General features: G+C 40.6%; 13 protein-coding genes and 1 pseudogene. 4 read left to right on the forward strand and 10 right to left on the reverse strand.

What is annotated here, in order from left to right:
* Window positions 1-180: 180 nt before the first annotated feature.
* The 3 genes from ACQY1Y_RS19675 to ACQY1Y_RS19685 all read right to left on the reverse strand — a co-directional run bounded on the left by ACQY1Y_RS19675 (window position 181) and on the right by ACQY1Y_RS19685 (window position 2909).
* Window positions 181-525, reverse strand: a complete 345-nt coding sequence (locus ACQY1Y_RS19675; protein WP_002754005.1) for a hypothetical protein — start codon at window positions 523-525, stop codon at window positions 181-183.
* A 226-nt stretch (window positions 526-751) separates the two neighbouring features.
* Complete coding sequence (locus tag ACQY1Y_RS19680) at window positions 752-1486, reverse strand: M15 family metallopeptidase (protein WP_430013396.1); 735 nt, start codon at window positions 1484-1486, stop codon at window positions 752-754.
* Window positions 1487-1517: 31 nt separating this feature from the next.
* Complete coding sequence (locus ACQY1Y_RS19685) at window positions 1518-2909, reverse strand: NAD-dependent malic enzyme (RefSeq protein WP_002735988.1); 1392 nt, start codon at window positions 2907-2909, stop codon at window positions 1518-1520.
* A 184-nt stretch (window positions 2910-3093) separates the two neighbouring features.
* Between ACQY1Y_RS19685 and pip the strand changes: the two genes are divergently transcribed.
* The gene (gene pip / locus ACQY1Y_RS19690; protein WP_430013397.1) at window positions 3094-4044 is read left to right on the forward strand and encodes a prolyl aminopeptidase; all 951 of its coding nucleotides are present in this window, start codon (window positions 3094-3096) and stop codon (window positions 4042-4044) included.
* A 5-nt stretch (window positions 4045-4049) separates the two neighbouring features.
* Here pip and ACQY1Y_RS19695 read toward each other — a convergent pair.
* From ACQY1Y_RS19695 to ACQY1Y_RS19710, 4 genes and pseudogenes are all read right to left on the reverse strand, one after another.
* Window positions 4050-6215, reverse strand: a pseudogene (locus ACQY1Y_RS19695) (O-linked N-acetylglucosamine transferase, SPINDLY family protein).
* A 12-nt stretch (window positions 6216-6227) separates the two neighbouring features.
* Window positions 6228-8387, reverse strand: coding sequence for an O-linked N-acetylglucosamine transferase, SPINDLY family protein (locus ACQY1Y_RS19700; protein WP_430013398.1), 2160 nt, complete (start codon window positions 8385-8387; stop codon window positions 6228-6230).
* A gap of 17 nt (window positions 8388-8404) precedes the next feature.
* Window positions 8405-10555: an O-linked N-acetylglucosamine transferase, SPINDLY family protein gene (locus ACQY1Y_RS19705; RefSeq protein ID WP_430013399.1), complete on the reverse strand. Its 2151-nt coding sequence runs from the start codon at window positions 10553-10555 to the stop codon at window positions 8405-8407.
* Window positions 10556-10868: 313 nt separating this feature from the next.
* Complete coding sequence (locus ACQY1Y_RS19710; protein WP_002754012.1) at window positions 10869-11360, reverse strand: c-type cytochrome; 492 nt, start codon at window positions 11358-11360, stop codon at window positions 10869-10871.
* A 28-nt stretch (window positions 11361-11388) separates the two neighbouring features.
* On the opposite strand from ACQY1Y_RS19710, the gene ACQY1Y_RS19715 reads away from it, so the two are divergent.
* A complete protein-coding gene (locus tag ACQY1Y_RS19715) occupies window positions 11389-12450 on the forward strand; it encodes a mechanosensitive ion channel family protein (RefSeq protein WP_002735319.1) in 1062 nt (353 codons plus the stop codon).
* A gap of 43 nt (window positions 12451-12493) precedes the next feature.
* On the opposite strand, the gene ACQY1Y_RS19720 is transcribed toward ACQY1Y_RS19715, so the two are convergent.
* From ACQY1Y_RS19720 to ACQY1Y_RS19730, 3 genes are all read right to left on the reverse strand, one after another.
* Window positions 12494-13174, reverse strand: coding sequence for a GerMN domain-containing protein (locus ACQY1Y_RS19720; RefSeq protein ID WP_002774190.1), 681 nt, complete (start codon window positions 13172-13174; stop codon window positions 12494-12496).
* A gap of 95 nt (window positions 13175-13269) precedes the next feature.
* The gene (locus ACQY1Y_RS19725) at window positions 13270-14085 is read right to left on the reverse strand and encodes an LmeA family phospholipid-binding protein (protein ID WP_002744047.1); all 816 of its coding nucleotides are present in this window, start codon (window positions 14083-14085) and stop codon (window positions 13270-13272) included.
* Window positions 14086-14092: 7 nt separating this feature from the next.
* The gene (locus ACQY1Y_RS19730; RefSeq protein WP_002737489.1) at window positions 14093-14335 is read right to left on the reverse strand and encodes a hypothetical protein; all 243 of its coding nucleotides are present in this window, start codon (window positions 14333-14335) and stop codon (window positions 14093-14095) included.
* Window positions 14336-14456: 121 nt separating this feature from the next.
* Here ACQY1Y_RS19730 and ACQY1Y_RS19735 point away from each other — a divergent pair, with 121 nt between their 5' ends.
* Window positions 14457-16421 (forward strand): flavin-dependent dehydrogenase, encoded by a 1965-nt coding sequence (locus ACQY1Y_RS19735; RefSeq protein WP_430013400.1) that lies wholly within the window; start codon window positions 14457-14459, stop codon window positions 16419-16421.
* A gap of 260 nt (window positions 16422-16681) precedes the next feature.
* Entirely contained in the window at window positions 16682-16870 is a 189-nt protein-coding gene (locus tag ACQY1Y_RS19740; protein ID WP_228051307.1) for a sulfate transporter, read from the forward strand.
* The last annotated feature ends 515 nt before the right edge of the window (window positions 16871-17385 follow it).

Below are 17385 nucleotides of genomic sequence, written 5' to 3' on the forward strand. Positions count from 1 at the left end.
GATCCCCCCTGCCCCCCTTGATAAGGGGGGTGCCGATAGGCGGGGGGATCCCCCCTTTAATCCCCCCTTGATAAGGGGGGCATCTGATAACTTTTAACGCCTACCTACTTACAAGATAGAATCGGAGTTTCTGCATCCCTCTCCTGTCAGACAGGGAAAACCCCATCCGAATATAAACACTCACGCTGCTGTCGTACCTTGTTCCAAGCACTTTAGCGTATATCTGGCACGAGTTTTAAGAATTGTTAATTGATCTGTTTTTGCCAACAACTCATCTAACTCAGCTACTTCATCAGCGCAGAGTAAAGATTCTGCATTTCTCGTCACTAAATCATCTAAACGGGTTTGCTCTACGAGGGACAATTGACAACTTGCCAGCGCTTTTAATTCATCCACACTCAAACCAATCAAACAATCTTCATCGAGTCCTAATGAATTGGCAAATCGAGAATAGGTGTTCCAGTCTAATAAAACCCCAACTCGTTCCCCTTGCTCATTTGTTAAGTATTCTACTGGCTTGGACATATTAGAAACACTCACAATACAATATAATCCTATTTTAGTAATTAATTCCAGAAAATGCCATCGATCGCCGATAAGGTTATCTTATTTTTGTTTTCCTAATTGTTAGATTTTCTAAAAAGTTGAAAAAGTACGGGCGAAGCATTCGGATAGAAAATCTCTGGTTTCAGCGATAGGTTATTGTCCGAATGCTTCGCCCCTACAGGACGCAATTGCCGATAAGGTTATCTTATTTTTGTTTTCCTAATTGTTGGGCCTTATAAAAAGTTTCTAAACTGTGACTATCCCCGACAAAACGCCAGTGCCAGGGTTCATAATTAATACCCTGGGGATTATTTTCAGGGAAAGATAACTCGAAACTGTACTGGGCAGCGTTATTTTGCAACCAACGAAAAGCGGCAGTATTAGCAAAACTGCTAATTAAATTCGTTGCGGGAGCGTGACCATCGCCAATATCGATCGCATAACCGGTATGATGTTCGCTGTAACCCGGAGGTGCGCTCACTTCTGCTCGTTTGCGGGTTTGCTGATTGCGTTGTTTTTTAACTTCAAAAAAGAGCTTTTCTTGGGTTGCTTTCGATCGAAATGCAGAAATCGGCATTAAAATCACCCCCGACCTTCTCGCGTCACTCTGCATCTGGATAAAAGCTTTGGCTGCTGCCTTCCTTAAACGCATACCACCATCCCCAGTAATAGGGGCTAATTCCGTCTCCGGAGCCTCTTGATAGGGTAAATGACCTAGAATGTTCTCAATGGGGCTAGGAGTGGCTTTAATGGGGGGGGAGGGGTTAATAACCGGTTTTTTTACGGTAGCAGGGGGACGATTCAAGACTGCTATGGCAATTAGGCCGGTTCCCACCAGAGCAAGTAAACCGCTTGCGATCGCTATTAGACCATTAGGATTAGTAGTTTTTCTGTACTGGCTGTCCCGCAAAGCTTCGGGAATATCATCGATCGGTTTCACGGTTTACTTACCCTCCTGCACCATAATTACATTATTCCCCGGCCACTCCATCTTGACGAGCAGCGTGTTGAACGGCGGCGGCCACAGCCGTAACTACACGACCATCAAAAACCGAGGGAATAATATTCTCTCGATTGAGATTAGCAGGAGTGATCAGAGAAGCGATCGCTTTGGCCGCTTCCAGATACATATTATCGGTGATTGCCCTAGCGCGACAGTCCAGGGCCCCGCGAAATAATCCGGGGAAAGCGAGAACGTTGTTAATCTGATTGGGATAATCGCTGCGTCCGGTAGCCACCACGGCCACCAAATCATTGATTAATTCCGGTTGAATTTCGGGAATCGGATTAGCCATGGCAAAGACGATCGCATTTTTAGCCATTCCCTTGACCATTTCGGGAGTCAACACCCCCGGTACGCTCACCCCCAGGAAGACATCAGCGCCTTTGAGAGCATCCCCTAGCTTACCACTGGCAGCCACGGCCCAAGCTTGTTTTTCTGGGGTTAAATCGTCCCGGTTTTGGGAGAGGATACCAAGGGAATCACAGAGGATTATATCTGTGGCTCCTGCGGTTTTAAAGAGAGTAGCGATGGCGATTCCGGCCGCACCTGCACCATTAATGACGATTTTGACTGTATCAAGCGATTTTTTGACAAATTTGAGGGCATTAATCAGGGCAGCCAGGGAAACGATCGCTGTACCGTGTTGATCATCGTGGAAAACGGGAATATTTAATTCCGCTCGCAGACGTTTCTCGATTTCAAAACAGCGGGGAGCGCCGATATCCTCTAGGTTAATACCCCCAAAAACCGGAGCGATTCTTTTGACGGTTGCGATGATTTCTTCGGGATCCTGGGTGGCTAAACAGATGGGAAAAGCATCAATTCCGGCGAATTCCTTGAATAACATCGCTTTCCCTTCCATGACTGGCAAGGCAGCCTCTGGCCCGAGATTTCCTAATCCTAATACCGCGCTACCATCGGTCACTACAGCGACGGTGTTGCCCTTGATGGTCAATGAGTACACCAGTTCGGGTTGGTGAGCGATAGCGGTGCAGATGCGACCAACTCCGGGGGTGTAGGCCATGGCCAGGTCATCTTGGGAGGTGAGGGGAATACGACTCTCAATGGAGATTTTACCCCGACGATGGAGATCGAAGGTGCGATCGGAAACTTTGAGCAGTTTAACATCCGGTAGAGCTTTAACCGCGGCGATAATCTGTTCCGCTTGGTCGGTACTAGCGGCATCAACCATAATCTCGCGGGTGCTAATCTTTAAATTGCGTTCGATTAGAGAAATTTGCCCTAAATTCCCCCCCACATCGGCGATCGCATTGAGGACAGAAGCGAAGGTTCCCGCTTGATTGGGGATTTCTATCTTGAGACTTAAACTATAGCTAGGATTGGGCGTTAAATGAACCATGCTGAAGGCTTCCAATACTGATAAATATTGATTATCTTCTATCTGTGAGAGACTTTGGTATCTAATCGTGCAGTTTCTTTAGCTATTATGATATCTGTGGTCATAATACCAGTGGAGCGGGGTGTGGGGTGTGGGGAGATGGCAAATTAGGTTAGACTTCATCTTAATGAGAAAGACTGTAAATATGACTAGAGAATTATATCCAGCGATCGATCCCTATTGTACTGGTTACTTAAAAGTATCGGCTCTCCACACAATTTATTATGAAGAAGTGGGCAATCCCCAGGGTAAACCGGTAGTATTTCTCCATGGCGGGCCCGGAGGTGGTATTGAAGGGATTTATCGTCAGTATTTCGATCCGCAGAAATGGAGAATTGTCCTTTTTGATCAACGGGGTTGCGGTAAAAGTACCCCTCACGCTGAGTTAAAAGAAAATAACACTTGGCTGTTAGTGGCAGATATCGAAAAACTACGAGAATTATTAAAAATCGAGCGCTGGGTAGTTTTTGGCGGTAGTTGGGGAAGTACCCTATCTTTAGCCTACAGTCAAACCCATCCCGAACGCTGTTTAGGCTTAATTTTGCGCGGAATTTTTCTACTGCGAGAAAAAGAATTAAAATGGTTTTATCAAGAGGGAACCAGTTATATTTTTCCCGATATTTGGCAGAATTATTTAGCACCTATTCCCCCAGAAGAAAGGGGTGATTTGCTCGCCGCTTATTATCGGCGCCTGACTAGCGATAACCCCCAAATCCGTCTAGAAGCTGCCAAAGCTTGGTCAATTTGGGAGGGAAGTACCAGCAAATTAATTCCTGCGGACAATTTAATCGAGAGATTCGGTCAGGATAATTTTGCCGAAGCTTTTGCACGCATTGAATGCCATTATTTTGTCAATAAGGGTTTTTTAGAAACGGATAACCAACTGATCGAAAATGTTGATAAAATTCGTCATATTCCTGCGGTTATCGTGCAAGGACGTTATGACATTGTTTGTCCGATGATTTCTGCTTGGGAATTACATCAAGCTTGGCCGGAAGCGGAATTGATCATTGTTCCCGATGCGGGACATTCGATGACAGAAGTGGGAATTCGTAGTGCTTTAATTGAGGCTACCAATAAATTTGTTAACTTATAAATCACCTAATCATCGTGATGATTTTGCCAAATTTGTTCATAGGCTTTTTCCATATCTATCGTAAATTTTTTTCCATTCCAGAGGGGAGATGTATGACGAGATTGACGTAATTGATAACGGACTTCTTCCCTTAAATTTTGATCTAATCCTAGCTTAATTCCCCACTGCACATATTCCTCCTCACTCCAAGCTATACCCTGACTAATGCCGGCATTTTTCATAAAAGTATAGCTATTGCGGGCTGCGAATTGTTCACCAACCCTAGTGACTAAAGGAATCCCCATCCAGAGGGTTTCTAGGGTTGTGGTAGCACCACTATAGGGATAGGTATCGAGAATTATATCAGCAATTCCTAGATTAGCGCGATGGGTTTCCTCATGCAAATCATTGGGCAAAAATCTTAATCTATCTTGACTAATTCCCAATTCGTCAGCACTTTTGAGAAATAATTATCGAATGGTTTCTTTGTCGGCAAAACCTTTGATTAAAAGATAGCTATTAGGAACCTGTTGAAGAATCTGCAATTGCAGATAAATCATGTTTAAGGTGCGTTTTAATCCCGATTGCACGGTCAGATAAATAATAGCGTCATCGGGAATATTTAAATCAGTTCTTCTCCTAGTGGGAACACCCACTTCAAAACCATCTACAGATAAATAAGAGTTGGGAAGTCGGATGATTTTTTCTGAATAAATTTCTTCAGCATTTTCGGGTAAAACGTAGTTATCGGCAATAAAATAATCAATCGCAGGGATTCCCGACGCATCTAATCCTAACCAAGTTACCTGTATCGGTGCGGGTTTTAAGGCCATTACTAGATAAGTTGTATTATTGGTTAAGCTATCAAGATCCACTAAAATATCTAAGTTATCTTGACGAATTCGGGCAGTTATCTGTTCAATTTTTGCGGGCAAATTATAGCTATAATCTGAGTTATTTATAAACCATTTTTCAGTAATTTCGTCCGCTGCTTGGTTGACAAAATAGGTGTAAATTTCAAATTTATCTCGATTATGATAGTGAAATAACCAGCGACTTAACCAACCCACAGAATGACGACGGAGAGTATGGGCAATATAACCAATTTTTATTTTTCTTGCTGGAGATTTTGGAGAAGAAACAGGAGCAATATAGTTATAGCGGGTTCTTACATCTGCTTGAAAAATTTCTGCTAGTTTACTTTGTAAATAGCGATTGATTTTCGGATTATCTTGATAGTAGGGAAGACAGATAGTAACTCCTAAAATAGAGTCAATAATAAAAGGACGTGCATTAAATTGTTTAGCATTAATTTGTCCCTCGATTAGTTGTATTAATTCATCAATAAATTTAGGTAAATTTCCCCAGTCTCCTTTAGCTTGTGAAATAGCAATCACTAGAGAAATTCCCAAGAGCTTTTCAGTGGTTGTCTGGCAACTTTTATAAAAATTATCAGCAATTTCTAGAGATTTTTTATAGTCAACAGTGGTGGTTTTATAAAGATTAAACAAACTATTTTGTAGGTATAAATCCTCTGGGAGAAAGCGCAAACAAAGCTCTACCAAATTAATAGCAAATACACTTTGCTTTTGTTGATAAGCATAATTGACAATTGCTGATATAACTTTGGTTGCAATTATTTCTGGATTATTGATATGTAAGGCTGCTAATTCTAAAAAGTGGATGGTATCAGTACAGGGGTAGATTAAAACTTTTTCCGTCACTCGCAGCAGTAAATCAAGATTAATTGCTGCTGTAGCTGTATTCTCTAACAGTTCAAATACACACCAATCATGGCACTTTTCCATCGCAAAAATTTGGAATTGTATTTCTAATTTCATCAGATGCAGGAGATTGTTTAAAAAACTAGGATTAAGGTTTTGTAGATGCAATCGAATTAGATAACTTGTCTCTAGTCTTTGGGAATTTTCTTGTCTGGTTGCCTCTGCATCTAAGATTTGAGTTAAAGTTTCTATCCACCCCGATAATTCTGATTCGGCTGCTTGACTCAACACCAGTAACCAAGTAGCTTGTGCGTCTTCTTCTCTATCTTGTAAAAGATAGGCTAATCCTAGATAAAAATAATCCTCAATCACCAGAGAATTGGTTTCAATTAATTGTTCATAAAACTGCACTACTCTTTGATAATTCTTGTCATTTAAATGGGTTTGTATGTCTTGATGCCATTGCATAGTTTTTATCCGCTAAGATTGACAATAAATATTCCACATTTGTTGATAAGCAGTTTCTAAATCTCTGGTAAATTGTCTGGCATTCCAGAGGGGAGATGTATGACGAGACTTTCGGAGTTTCCACCGGACTTCTTCCCTTAAATTTTTATCCAACCCTAACTTAATTCCCCACTGCACATATTCCTCATCACTCCAAGATATACCCTCAGTTATTCCCGCATTCATCATTAAAGTATAACCGTTGCGCGATGACCATTGTTGCCCCACTTTAACCACGAGAGGAATTCCCATCCAGAGGGTTTCTAAGGTGGTTGTACCACCATTAAAGGGATAGGTGTCCAAAACCACATCAGCGATGGCTAAATTTGCCCTGTAGGTTTCCGTCTGATAGAGAGGAAGCATCTTAATTCGATTAGTTTCTACCCCAACTTCTGCGGCAATTTGACAGAATAAATCCCAGAGGGAATTATCATCAGCAACTCCTTGAATCAGGAAATAACTATTAGGTACAGATTTAATGATTTGCATTTGTAAGCGAATCATCGCAGGATTACGCTTAATTGCAGTTTGAGAACTTAGGTAAATAACCGCATCGTTATTAATACCTAAATCTTCTCTTCGCAGGGTAGGAACGGCTATTTCAAAACCATCCACAGCGACAAAAGCATTAGGTAAACGCCAGATTTTTTCTTGATAATATTCTTGGGCATTTTCTGGCAATACATAAGGATCCGCTAAAAGATAATCTACTGCTGGTAAACCGGAACCATCAAAACCTAACCAGTTAACTTGAATAGGAGCAGGTTTTAAGGCAATAACTTGGACAACGATTGCCCCAGTACCACTATCCAAGTCCACAAGAATATCGATTTTATCTTCTTTAATTTTGCGATAGGTTGCTAGGGAATCAGCAGTAGCATGATAGATTTTATCTGCGGGATTAGAAAACCATTGTTGAGTTATTTCATCCACAGGTTGATTCACCATATAAAGGTGAATATCAAACTGTTCACGATTGTGATAATTAATAGTCCAACGACTCAATAAACCCACGGGATGACGTTTTAAGGTTTGGGCAATGTAACCAATTTTAAGTTTTTTATCAGGATTATATTCTCTAGGTTTGTCAAAACTTTCCTCCTGAAAACCCAGCATTTCTTTGTAAGTTTCTTGAAAAAAACTGCCAATCTGACTTAAAAGCGGTCGATTCTCTTTCGGGTTATCTTCATAGTAAGAAATAGGGTTCATAACTGTTAGCAAAGCTTCTCTGACTAAGGGATGTATATCTTGAGGCTTTTCTTTTAGAAATTTTTTAATTAAGTGTTTATACTCTTGACAAATACTAGGAATGTCATTCCATTTTGAGGCTAGTAAAGAACCACTAAAGAGGAGAGATTGACTAAACATTTTTAAATCAATTGTTTGGCTTTTGTATTTGAATTCTTTGATAAAGTTTATCGCTTTTTGGTAGTTAGGGACAAAGACATAAAACCAAAATAAATTAGCTACTAAGTACAAATTTTCTGAATAAAGGGGAAGAAAAGCTTCCGCTAAGTCAACGGAATAAATAGGTTGATATTTCTCAAAAGCAAAGTGTCGGGTGACAGTGATGACGTGATTAAGTAATTCTGGAGAATTGTCAAGATAGGGTAAACTTAACCGAACTAATTCTATGGTATATTTATGAGCGTAAGGTATGACGGCAATTACTACCCGTTCCAATAATTGAGAGTTAACTGAACCCTGAGTAATTAATTCTAGTATTTGCCATTCTTGCAGTTGTTGAGGATGAAATCTATTTAATTTAATTTCAATGAGGGTTAAATGCAGTAAATTATTGAGATAACTGGGATTAATTTCCTGTAGATGTTTACGAATTAACCAACTGATTTCTAGATTTTCTAACTCTAATTGTCGGTTAGCTTCGGCTGCTAAAATATTGCTTAATTCTAGCAGCCATGACTCGGTTTCCTGTTCATCTCCTTGAGTGAAAACAAATAACCAAGTAGCTTGTGCTTCTTCTTCTTTTGCTTGCAAAAGATAGGATAATCCTAAATACCAATAATAACTAATTTCTGTGGTTTCTCTTTCTATCAGTTCTTCGTAAAACTGACTAACAATATCGTATTGATTGTTTTCTAAAGCGGTTTTAACTTCATTTTGCCAAGACATGATTTAATTCTCCCTGATTAACTTTCACAATAGATTTGCCACATTTGACGATAGGCATTTTCCACATTTTTAGTAAACTGACGTGCATTCCAAATCGGTGAAGTTTTTCTAGATTCATCTAATTTAGCGATAACTTTGCGTCTCAGGTTTTCATCCTTACCTAACTTAATTCCCCAATCGATATACTCCTCATCACTCCAAGCAATACCTTCACTAATTCCCGCATTAACCATTAAAGTATAACTATTTCTCGATGACCATTGTTGACCAACTTTTGTAACTAAAGGAATCCCCATCCACAGCACATCTAAAGTCGTCATTCCTCCCGTAAAGGGATAGGTATCTAAAACCACATCAGCTATCCTTAAATTTGCTCGATAAATTCCTGTGGGATAGAGGGGTAAGATTTTTAATCTCTCATAATTAATTCCTTCTTCCTCGGCAATTTTGAAAAATAATTTTTCCACTGATTTAGCATCACTTAACCCTTGAATACTCAAATAACTATTAGGAACTGCCTTTAAAACTTGTAGCTGAAGTCGAATAATTTCAGGGTTACGTTTAACCCCCGTTTGTACGGTTAAGTAATTAATTGCATCCTCTGGAATCCCTAAATCATCCCTTCGGAGAGAAGGGGAAGCAACCTCGACACCATCCACACAAATATAGGAATTAGGTAAGCGCCAAATTTTTTCTCGGTAATATTCCTGTGCATCTGCTGGTAAAACGTAATTATCAGCAAGATAGTAATCAATTGCAGGAATTCCTGACGCATCAAAACCTAACCAAGTCACTTGTATTGGTGCGGGTTTTAGTGCCATGACTTGACAAGTTGCTTCATTAGTGATGCTGTCTAAATCTACCAAAATATCAATATTATCATGACTAATTTTTTCAGCAATCAGTAGAGGCTTAATCGGTAAATTATAGCAAGCATTTACCCGATTTTTAAAATCATTTTCAGTAATAAAATCTTCTTTTTGAGATACTAGGTATAAAGAGACATGAAACTGGTTATAGTCATGATACTTCATTAACCATCTAGAGATTAATCCGATAGAATGATTACCTAAAGTATTGGCAATATAGCCAATTTTAAGAACTTTATTGGCATCTTTAATAGTCGATTTTTGCAGAGAATGACGGTTATAATTATTGCGGACATATTCCTGAAAAAGTTGACCAACACAATTATTAATGTAACGGTTTTTTCTTGGGTTATCTTCTAGGTAAACTAGAGGGGATACAATTGATAGGCATGGTCCATCCAATAATCTTGGACATTCTCGATTAGTGATACTTTTTTGCAAGGATTCTGTATATTCTTCAATATCTGCCTTAATATCGACCCAATTACCACTAAATAATTTTACATAAAGAGCCATAAAATCAGCGACAGCTTGAGAAGGCAAACCTTGACAACTTGTTTTTAATTGACTAGCTACTTGCATAGCAGCGGCAAAATCTCGATTATCAAAATAACATTGATAAAGTTCAGCTAACAGATAAATTTGCTCCGGTTCCACTGCTAAACAAGTATTAATAATATCAATAGCCAATGGTTTATTATTCATGGCTAGAGAAGTTACTTTAGCTTCTACTACTTTGATGAAAGTTTGTCGCTGACAGTTAGATTGAAATATTGCCTCTAGGTAAGGGACAGTTTCTGGTATCTGATAATCGAGAAATTTTTCTAAAACTTCTTCCAATAAACTTAACTCTAGAGTCTGGAAATTATTTGTTTTTAACACATCAACAAATAACCAAGCTTTTAACTGCTCTTTCTCGAAATAATTCAAATTAATTGCCAATAAAATAAACCGCAGCAAATTATCAATATTATCGTGAATAATCTCGCGAATATGTCCTCGAATTAACCAACTGGTTTCTAAATTGCCTAACTCTAATTGTCTGCGTGCTTCCCCATCCAAAATATTGACTAAATCTACTGTCCACAGCATCACCTCCTGTTCATCTCCTTGAGTGAAGACAAATAACCAAGTAGCTTGTGCTTCTTCTTCCCGAGCTTCCAAAAGATAGGCTAATCCTAAATACCAATAATGACTAATTTCTAAGGGTTCTCTTTCTATCAGTTCTTCGTAAAACTGACTAACTTGCCAGAAATCCCCTTGCATAATTGCAGGTTCAACTTGGAAATGCCAAGACATAAGTATTTATCGTTAAGTGTCTCTACTAGCGTACCCAAATAGAAGCAAAATTTTTCTATATAAGTAAAATTTATCAGTTTCTCAGGGGTTGGGTTTTGGGGTGGTCACTGCGTGTGCGTTGCGGGGGGTGTTGGGGTTTTAGTTGAAATTCCCCATTCCCTCACCTCTCCATTCCCCACCTGCCACTCTCCACCCAGTTTCAACGAGTCCTAGCTTACCATCAACGTCAGCCAAGAGTAAATCCCGATGAAAAAGTTTTCACCCCCACAGATGAAAGAGGTTTCCTTCCCTACACCCCACACCCTCTTTCAAGTCAGTTTTTTGAAAGCTTTTCTAAATAAACCAATAAATCGGCCATAGCTTGAGGATCGGGCTGAAATTTGGGCATTGGCGGGGTTTTACCACTAATTACCTGTTCAATCAGACTAATTCTCGATTTGCGATGGGAAACCTCCTCTAAACTTGGTCCGACGATGCCATCAGCAAACTGACCGTGACAAGCAGCACAGTTAATTTGAAAGATTTCGTAACCGCGACTCACATTACCTTGTCGGGATAACACCTCCTTAATGTAGGGATCCGACATCTTAGCCAGATGAAAAGCGATTAAAAAGGTGCTAATCAGCAACAAACCCACGATTATAACCATTAAGAATCGATAAAGCCCGAATTTTGGTTTAACTAACTGACTATTCACGAAGGCCGCCAAAGGAAAGATGAGTTTCTCTTTACATTTTGCAACTTTTTGCCCGAAAATTCCACCGCCGCTGCTAGAGATAGGCAAATGGAGAATAATATAAGACAAAACTGCATCTTTTTCTAACCCTCTAGCAATGAACCTATTAACCAGACTGGAAGATTGGCCCTATATTATCCTACCTATCACCATCGTCCTCAGTTTCCTGCTGTTGGGATGGCTCGTAGAAAAGCGCGTTGTCAGTCAACTTTTATCGATTGCCAGAGAAAAAAACCTGCGTTTCTCGGAAGGGGTTTTACGTTCCCTTCGTGGATTAAGCATACTTTGGTTCGGACTTTTGGGTTTAAATATTGCCCTCTCCCTTCCCAATCTTCCCCTCTTTCCCTACCTGATTCTCCTGAGCCAAAAATTGCTGCTAGTGGCTTTTTTAGCTTCGGCTACTTGGGCTATTGCTCAATTATCCGTGGAAATATTACGATTTTATACCACGGGAGATGATGGCATTTCTTCCCTAACTTCCCTATTTGAATTTCTCGCCAAAGTTCTGATTTTTAGCTGCGGTTTTTTGCTGATTTTAAGCTCGATTGGCATTTCGATAACTCCGATGCTTACTGCCTTTGGTATTGGGGGTGTTTCCCTCGGTTTAGCTCTCCAAAATACCCTAGCTAATTTAATGTCAGGGATTAATATTATCACTTCTAAAAAAGTTAGACCGGGAGATTATATTGAACTGAAAACGGGAGAAGCTGGTTATGTGCGAGATGTGGATTTAAGATGCACAGTCATCGAAGAAATTACCAATAATATTTTGGTCATTCCCAATGCTCAGATCATTTCTTCTAGTTTCCGTAACTATAGTTTACCAGATCACTCCCTACTGATTCCCGTGGAAGTGGGCATTAGTTACGATAGTGACTTAGAAAAAGTCGAAAAAGTTACCCTAGAAGTCATGCAAGAAATCGCTCAGTTATTGCAACCTCACCTCGGTAACTATCAACCCTTGATCCTTTATGGTAAACTCGATTACTATAGCATTGTGCTAACAGTTTATCTCAAGGTGGTAGAAGAAGAATTTTTTCAACATCTCACCATTAAACACGAATTTATTAAACTCCTACACCGACGCTATCAGCAAGAAGGAATTAAAATTCCCTATCCAATTCTTTTTCCCTATCCCCCCAGTAATCCCCCTAGTTAAACTCAATTCGCTATCGCAACAACAATTTAAATGCGCGGACAACTTACAACTGGTAATTCTCCTCAAAAAACTTACGAGTCATCGGTTGGGCAACTTCAATACCGTGGCCTTCTCCTAATAATTCTAGGGGTTTTCCTTCCACTTGAATCCAGACTTTGGCATTGGGATCCTCGGTAGTAGTAGTATAGATGATTTGTGCCAAACGACCGATTAACATATCAGGGCCATCATCATTGCCAAACTCGCGCGAGAGATTAATCTTAATTCCCGTTTTATCTACTTTTAAATCAAGTAATTTAGTCCCAGAAGGAATAGTAGTCATATCCTGAGGATTACTTGGACCAGCTAATAGAATCTTCAATACTGCTATTAACTCTCGGTCGTCGCTATCTGCTTTTTGAACGGTAATTTCTTGGCTGACTAATTGATTACCCGTATCGGTCACTTTTAACCAATAAACCTGTCGAGTTTCCCTAACAGGAATAGCTGCAGGAGTTGCTGTCGGACTTGTCTTCACCGGACCCGGAGAAACCGGTTCAAAAATTGGTGATTGACTTATCGGCACCGGACTGGGAGATTCAATCGGGTTTTCGCTGGTTTTCTGGGGGGAAGATAGGTGATGGACGGCAAACCAAGCAGTGGCCCCACCAGCAGTAAATAAAGCGAGGCCGATACCAATTATCCAAGGTAAAGAGATTTTATCACTAGAGCGAGAACTAGGCATAATTCAGTTATCAGTTATCAGTTATCAGTTATCAGTCGAACGCTTTTATTCTCCCCACTTCCCACTTCCCATCTCATCTTTTCCGACCGTTAAATTTAATTGGGGTTCCCCGATCGAGGTTCAATTCTGCCAAAAGCCGCTATACTTAGCTTATCATCGTCAATCTGTAATTGGAGAAGGCGGGCGATAATTCCTTGTTTCTCGAAGTTTTTTAAATCTAACTGGGTGGATATACCCTCGGCAAACCCCTTGAGAAGGCGCGAGGAGATGCGACGACCATTAAGAGTGGCTGTGGGGTCAATAAGCTCGATTTTTCGCCCCTGCACTAGCTTAAATCCCACTTCTAAGCTCAGATTGAGGGTGGCTGCTGGTTCGTCCGGCCTTTGGGTCTCTAGCTGCAGGCTGAGAGCGACTCGATTATTATTAAGAAAGTTAAAATTTGCTTGACTAAGTTGATATTTTGTGCTACCAAATTCTTCCCTAGAGGGAATCAGATTATTAATCAGGGTCTGAATTTGTTCTTTGACCGCTGCCGATTGTAAAGCTTGATTAAGATTAGTTTCCGTGAGGACAAGATGCAATGCTCCCGCAGCCGGTCGGCGCAGTGCGGCGGCTAAACTGCTGTTTTTTTGCTGTAATCGCCGCAAATCGAGGCTAATTGGCTCAGTTTCTAGCTCGATCTTCTCAATGCGAACACCAGCAAGGGGATAAATTCCCCGTGCAGAAATGCGAACTCGATCGATTTTGCCTTGCAGAACCTGATAATTGGGAGTATTATCGACTCTCACGGCCAATTGTTCCACTTTTTGGACTTGGGAGCGAAGGGTATGGGCTAAAACCGTATCAATAATTGCCCCTGCGGGAGTTAACAGGGTCAAAACACTAGCGAGAGTGATTGTTAGCCATTCCATCGCTCAATTACACCCATCCAGCTAAATTTTGCCAAGCATTAGTGAAAAGCTGACTTAACCAACGTCGTTGCACTTGATCTAAAATCGGGTCTTCTGCGAGAATTTCTTCAGTCAGATCATCGAGGGATTGACCCTGAGCGTGGGCCATTCTAATAATTCCCGCAATCACGGCAGCGATCATCTCCTCATCGACGGGACGCTGTCGGAGGGCGGCAATTTCTTCGGGGGTAGTCGGGATGGGATAATTCATAATCAGATGGGTTAGGCTGTGTATTAATCTGGGTATGTAAAGTTTTTTAAACTTTTTTCAGAAAACTTTTTGTGTAGTCTAGCGTAATCAGACGATTTTTGGGTTTAACAGCTAAATCAAGATGAGAGAAATACTTTACAGAGAAATTCCGACTCCTGACTCGATCGCCGTTTGTCACTGGTTACAATCCGATTGGCAACCCAGAAGCGGTGTCAAGACAAATACACCTAACGGGGTGAGATTGCGCTTATCGGAGGCGATCGAATTGTCGATTTTTGTCTGGACGCTGCAACGGACTACTTATTTAAAAGTTTTCCGCTGGGGTGAGCGATCGCATGATCAAGAAACATCCCTGACTCGGCAGCTCGATCGAGCTTTACAAAAGCGTTTTCCGCCGCAGTATAACACGATACCAAATATCGATCAAAAAAATCACTCAATTTTTACAGCTTTAGAAGCGGACTATCCCCTAACGGTTCACTACTTCCGCAAAATGCCCCAAGGAGAGGCGGATTTAGAACGTTTGTATTGGTGGGAAAAACGTTGGCGCGACAGTGCCAAAAATCCCCAACAACCGCAGCCGGTAATTTTCTCTAGCAGTGAGGAAAATGATCATCCCATCACCTACGACTTAATTTATATTGGTGGTGCCTTGGGGGCAATTCATGCGGCACAGATGGCCAAATTAGGTTATCGAGTCCTCCTAGTAGAAAGACTGCCTTTCGGACGGATGAATCGGGAATGGAATATCTCTCGATCGGAGTTTCAAAGTTTAATTAATTTAGGTCTATTTACGGCCGAAGAATTCGAGAAATTAATCTTCCAAGAATACATCGATGGCTTTAATAAGTTTTTTGATGGCAATAATCCCCCCCATCTGAAGGCGGAGATTCTCCATACTCCCACGGTTTTAAATATTGCCATTAATTCCGATCAATTGCTGCAATCCTGCGGTAAAAAATTACAGGATCATGGCGGTAAAATTCTCGATCAAACCGAATTTATCAAGGCTGATATTACCGCTAATAGTGTTACTGTCACCCTTAATCATGGTGGGGAAATTCAACAGATAAAAGGTCGTTTATTGATTGATGCTATGGGTTCCGCCTCTCCCATCGCTTGGCAATTAAACGGAGTGCGTGCCTTTGATAGTGTCTGTCCGACGGTGGGGGCAGTAGTAGAAGGATTCGATCCGGTGGTGTGGGATTCTCACTATGGCGATGTCTTAAATTCCCATGGCGATATTTCTAAAGGCAGACAACTAATTTGGGAATTATTTCCGGGGGAAGGAAAAGAATTAACCTTTTATCTATTTCACTATCATCAAGTCCATCCCGATAACCCCGGTTCTCTGTTAGAAATGTACGAAGATTTCTTTACTATTCTGCCCGAATATCGACAGTGTGATCCAGAAAAATTAACCTGGAAAAAACCCACCTTTGGTTATATACCGGGGCATTTTAGCACAGGGAAAAAAGATCGAATTGTCTCCTTTAATCGCATTTTAGCCATCGGTGATGCCGCCTCTCTGCAATCACCGTTAATCTTTACTGGATTCGGTTCTTTGGTGCGTAATTTAGAGCGCTTAACCCATCTTTTGGATATGGCCTTGAAACACGATTTACTAACAGCTAAAGACCTAGAAAATGTGCGAGCTTATCAAAGTAATGTGGCGATAACTTGGTTATTTTCTAAAGGAATGATGGTTCCCACGGGAAAAACTTTACCACCCCAAAGAATTAACGCCATGTTAAACACATTTTTCGGTTTATTGGCTGACGAACCGCCGGAGGTTTCTGAAACCTTTATTAAGGATAAAACCGATTGGTTAACCTTTAGCCGTTTAGCAATTAAAGCGGCCAGAAAAAACCCAGCTTTACTGTTATGGATAGCAGAAATGGCCGGCAGTCAGGATTTAATACGTTGGTTGGGTTCCTATCTCGATTTTAGCCTTGATGGAGTCAAAAATCTGTTTTTTGGTTCCTGGTTTCCCCAATGGTTAAAAAACTCCCAAAGCTGGCTAGAAAAAGACAATCCTCGCCTCTGGTTAAAGTTATTGAGTTTTAATTATGGCTTAAGAAATTAGAGAATATTTATCAATTGACGCTCCCATCACCCTAGGCGCGTTAGAAGTCAAGGTAGATGAATTGTTTAAGAAGTTAACCCCCCCCAGAGGGTTGCTTCTCTAACAGGATTTCCCCTAATCCTTACTGAATACAATTTAATTTGGTTTCATTAATATCTTGGCGAATAAATTTCTCAGTTCTAGAAAAAACCGGGTTAAACCAGCGAAAAATTATTCCTACCGGCAGTTGATCCGGTGGCGAGATTTTCGAGACATTTTCGATGACAGGAGAAGATATGACGATGGTTACTTTCGCCATGGCACGGGTGAAGCAAGATTTAGATCAGCAATTAAAAAAAGGAGACCTATCCGAGAATATCTCGACCGAACGTATTTATGCAACCCTAGAGAAAGCGATCGAGGCGTTTCATCATCGTAACTCACCCCCATCATCCGAGCCTCAATATTGACACTTTCACCGTTCATTCCTAGACAATCTAGGGGTAAATTCTCGGTTGACAGACTTAAACTAACACTACCAAATCATTACCCAAAAAAATAAACAGAAAACTTCCTACAGAACTGGGGCAAGGGGAAAATTTTCACCTTTAACCCGGAATAGTTCCCCCTTTTCCCGACAAAAGAGTGAGATTTTAGCCCCTAGCCGAAGGCTGAACATTAGATAAAATTTTGTTAAGATTATCCCGCCAGCAATTTTTGAGTAAGATATAATCGGAACAGTAGAGCTGCCATTGGGCTAAAAGTTAAGCAAATTTAAGAGATAGCCATTTCAGAAAAAATCTATCATCGATGAGATTGATCTTCCCTAGATAAGAAACGAGTGAAGATTAATTGTTGAACCGAGCATCAGAAGCTATCTCTAAAGGGGGAAATGTTAGAAAGTTATCCCAGAAGGGGAACCATCACTATTGACTTATCTATTTCCTATTGCTTGTATTCATTTAGTCATCTAACAGCAAGGGAT

The sequence above is a fragment of the Microcystis ichthyoblabe FBCC-A1114 genome (assembly GCF_050500245.1).
Taxonomy (GTDB): domain Bacteria; phylum Cyanobacteriota; class Cyanobacteriia; order Cyanobacteriales; family Microcystaceae; genus Microcystis; species Microcystis ichthyoblabe_A.

Coding starts and splice junctions, on each gene's coding strand:
- ACQY1Y_RS19675 (WP_002754005.1), bottom strand. CDS start 525: ATGTCCAAGCCAGTAGAATACTTAACAAATGAGCAAGGGGAACGAGTT.
- ACQY1Y_RS19685 (WP_002735988.1), bottom strand. CDS start 2,909: ATGGTTCATTTAACGCCCAATCCTAGCTATAGTTTAAGTCTCAAGATA.
- pip (WP_430013397.1), top strand. CDS start 3,094: ATGACTAGAGAATTATATCCAGCGATCGATCCCTATTGTACTGGTTAC.
- ACQY1Y_RS19700 (WP_430013398.1), bottom strand. CDS start 8,387: ATGTCTTGGCAAAATGAAGTTAAAACCGCTTTAGAAAACAATCAATAC.
- ACQY1Y_RS19705 (WP_430013399.1), bottom strand. CDS start 10,555: ATGTCTTGGCATTTCCAAGTTGAACCTGCAATTATGCAAGGGGATTTC.
- ACQY1Y_RS19715 (WP_002735319.1), top strand. CDS start 11,389: ATGAACCTATTAACCAGACTGGAAGATTGGCCCTATATTATCCTACCT.
- ACQY1Y_RS19720 (WP_002774190.1), bottom strand. CDS start 13,174: ATGCCTAGTTCTCGCTCTAGTGATAAAATCTCTTTACCTTGGATAATT.
- ACQY1Y_RS19725 (WP_002744047.1), bottom strand. CDS start 14,085: ATGGAATGGCTAACAATCACTCTCGCTAGTGTTTTGACCCTGTTAACT.
- ACQY1Y_RS19730 (WP_002737489.1), bottom strand. CDS start 14,335: ATGAATTATCCCATCCCGACTACCCCCGAAGAAATTGCCGCCCTCCGA.
- ACQY1Y_RS19735 (WP_430013400.1), top strand. CDS start 14,457: ATGAGAGAAATACTTTACAGAGAAATTCCGACTCCTGACTCGATCGCC.
- ACQY1Y_RS19740 (WP_228051307.1), top strand. CDS start 16,682: ATGACAGGAGAAGATATGACGATGGTTACTTTCGCCATGGCACGGGTG.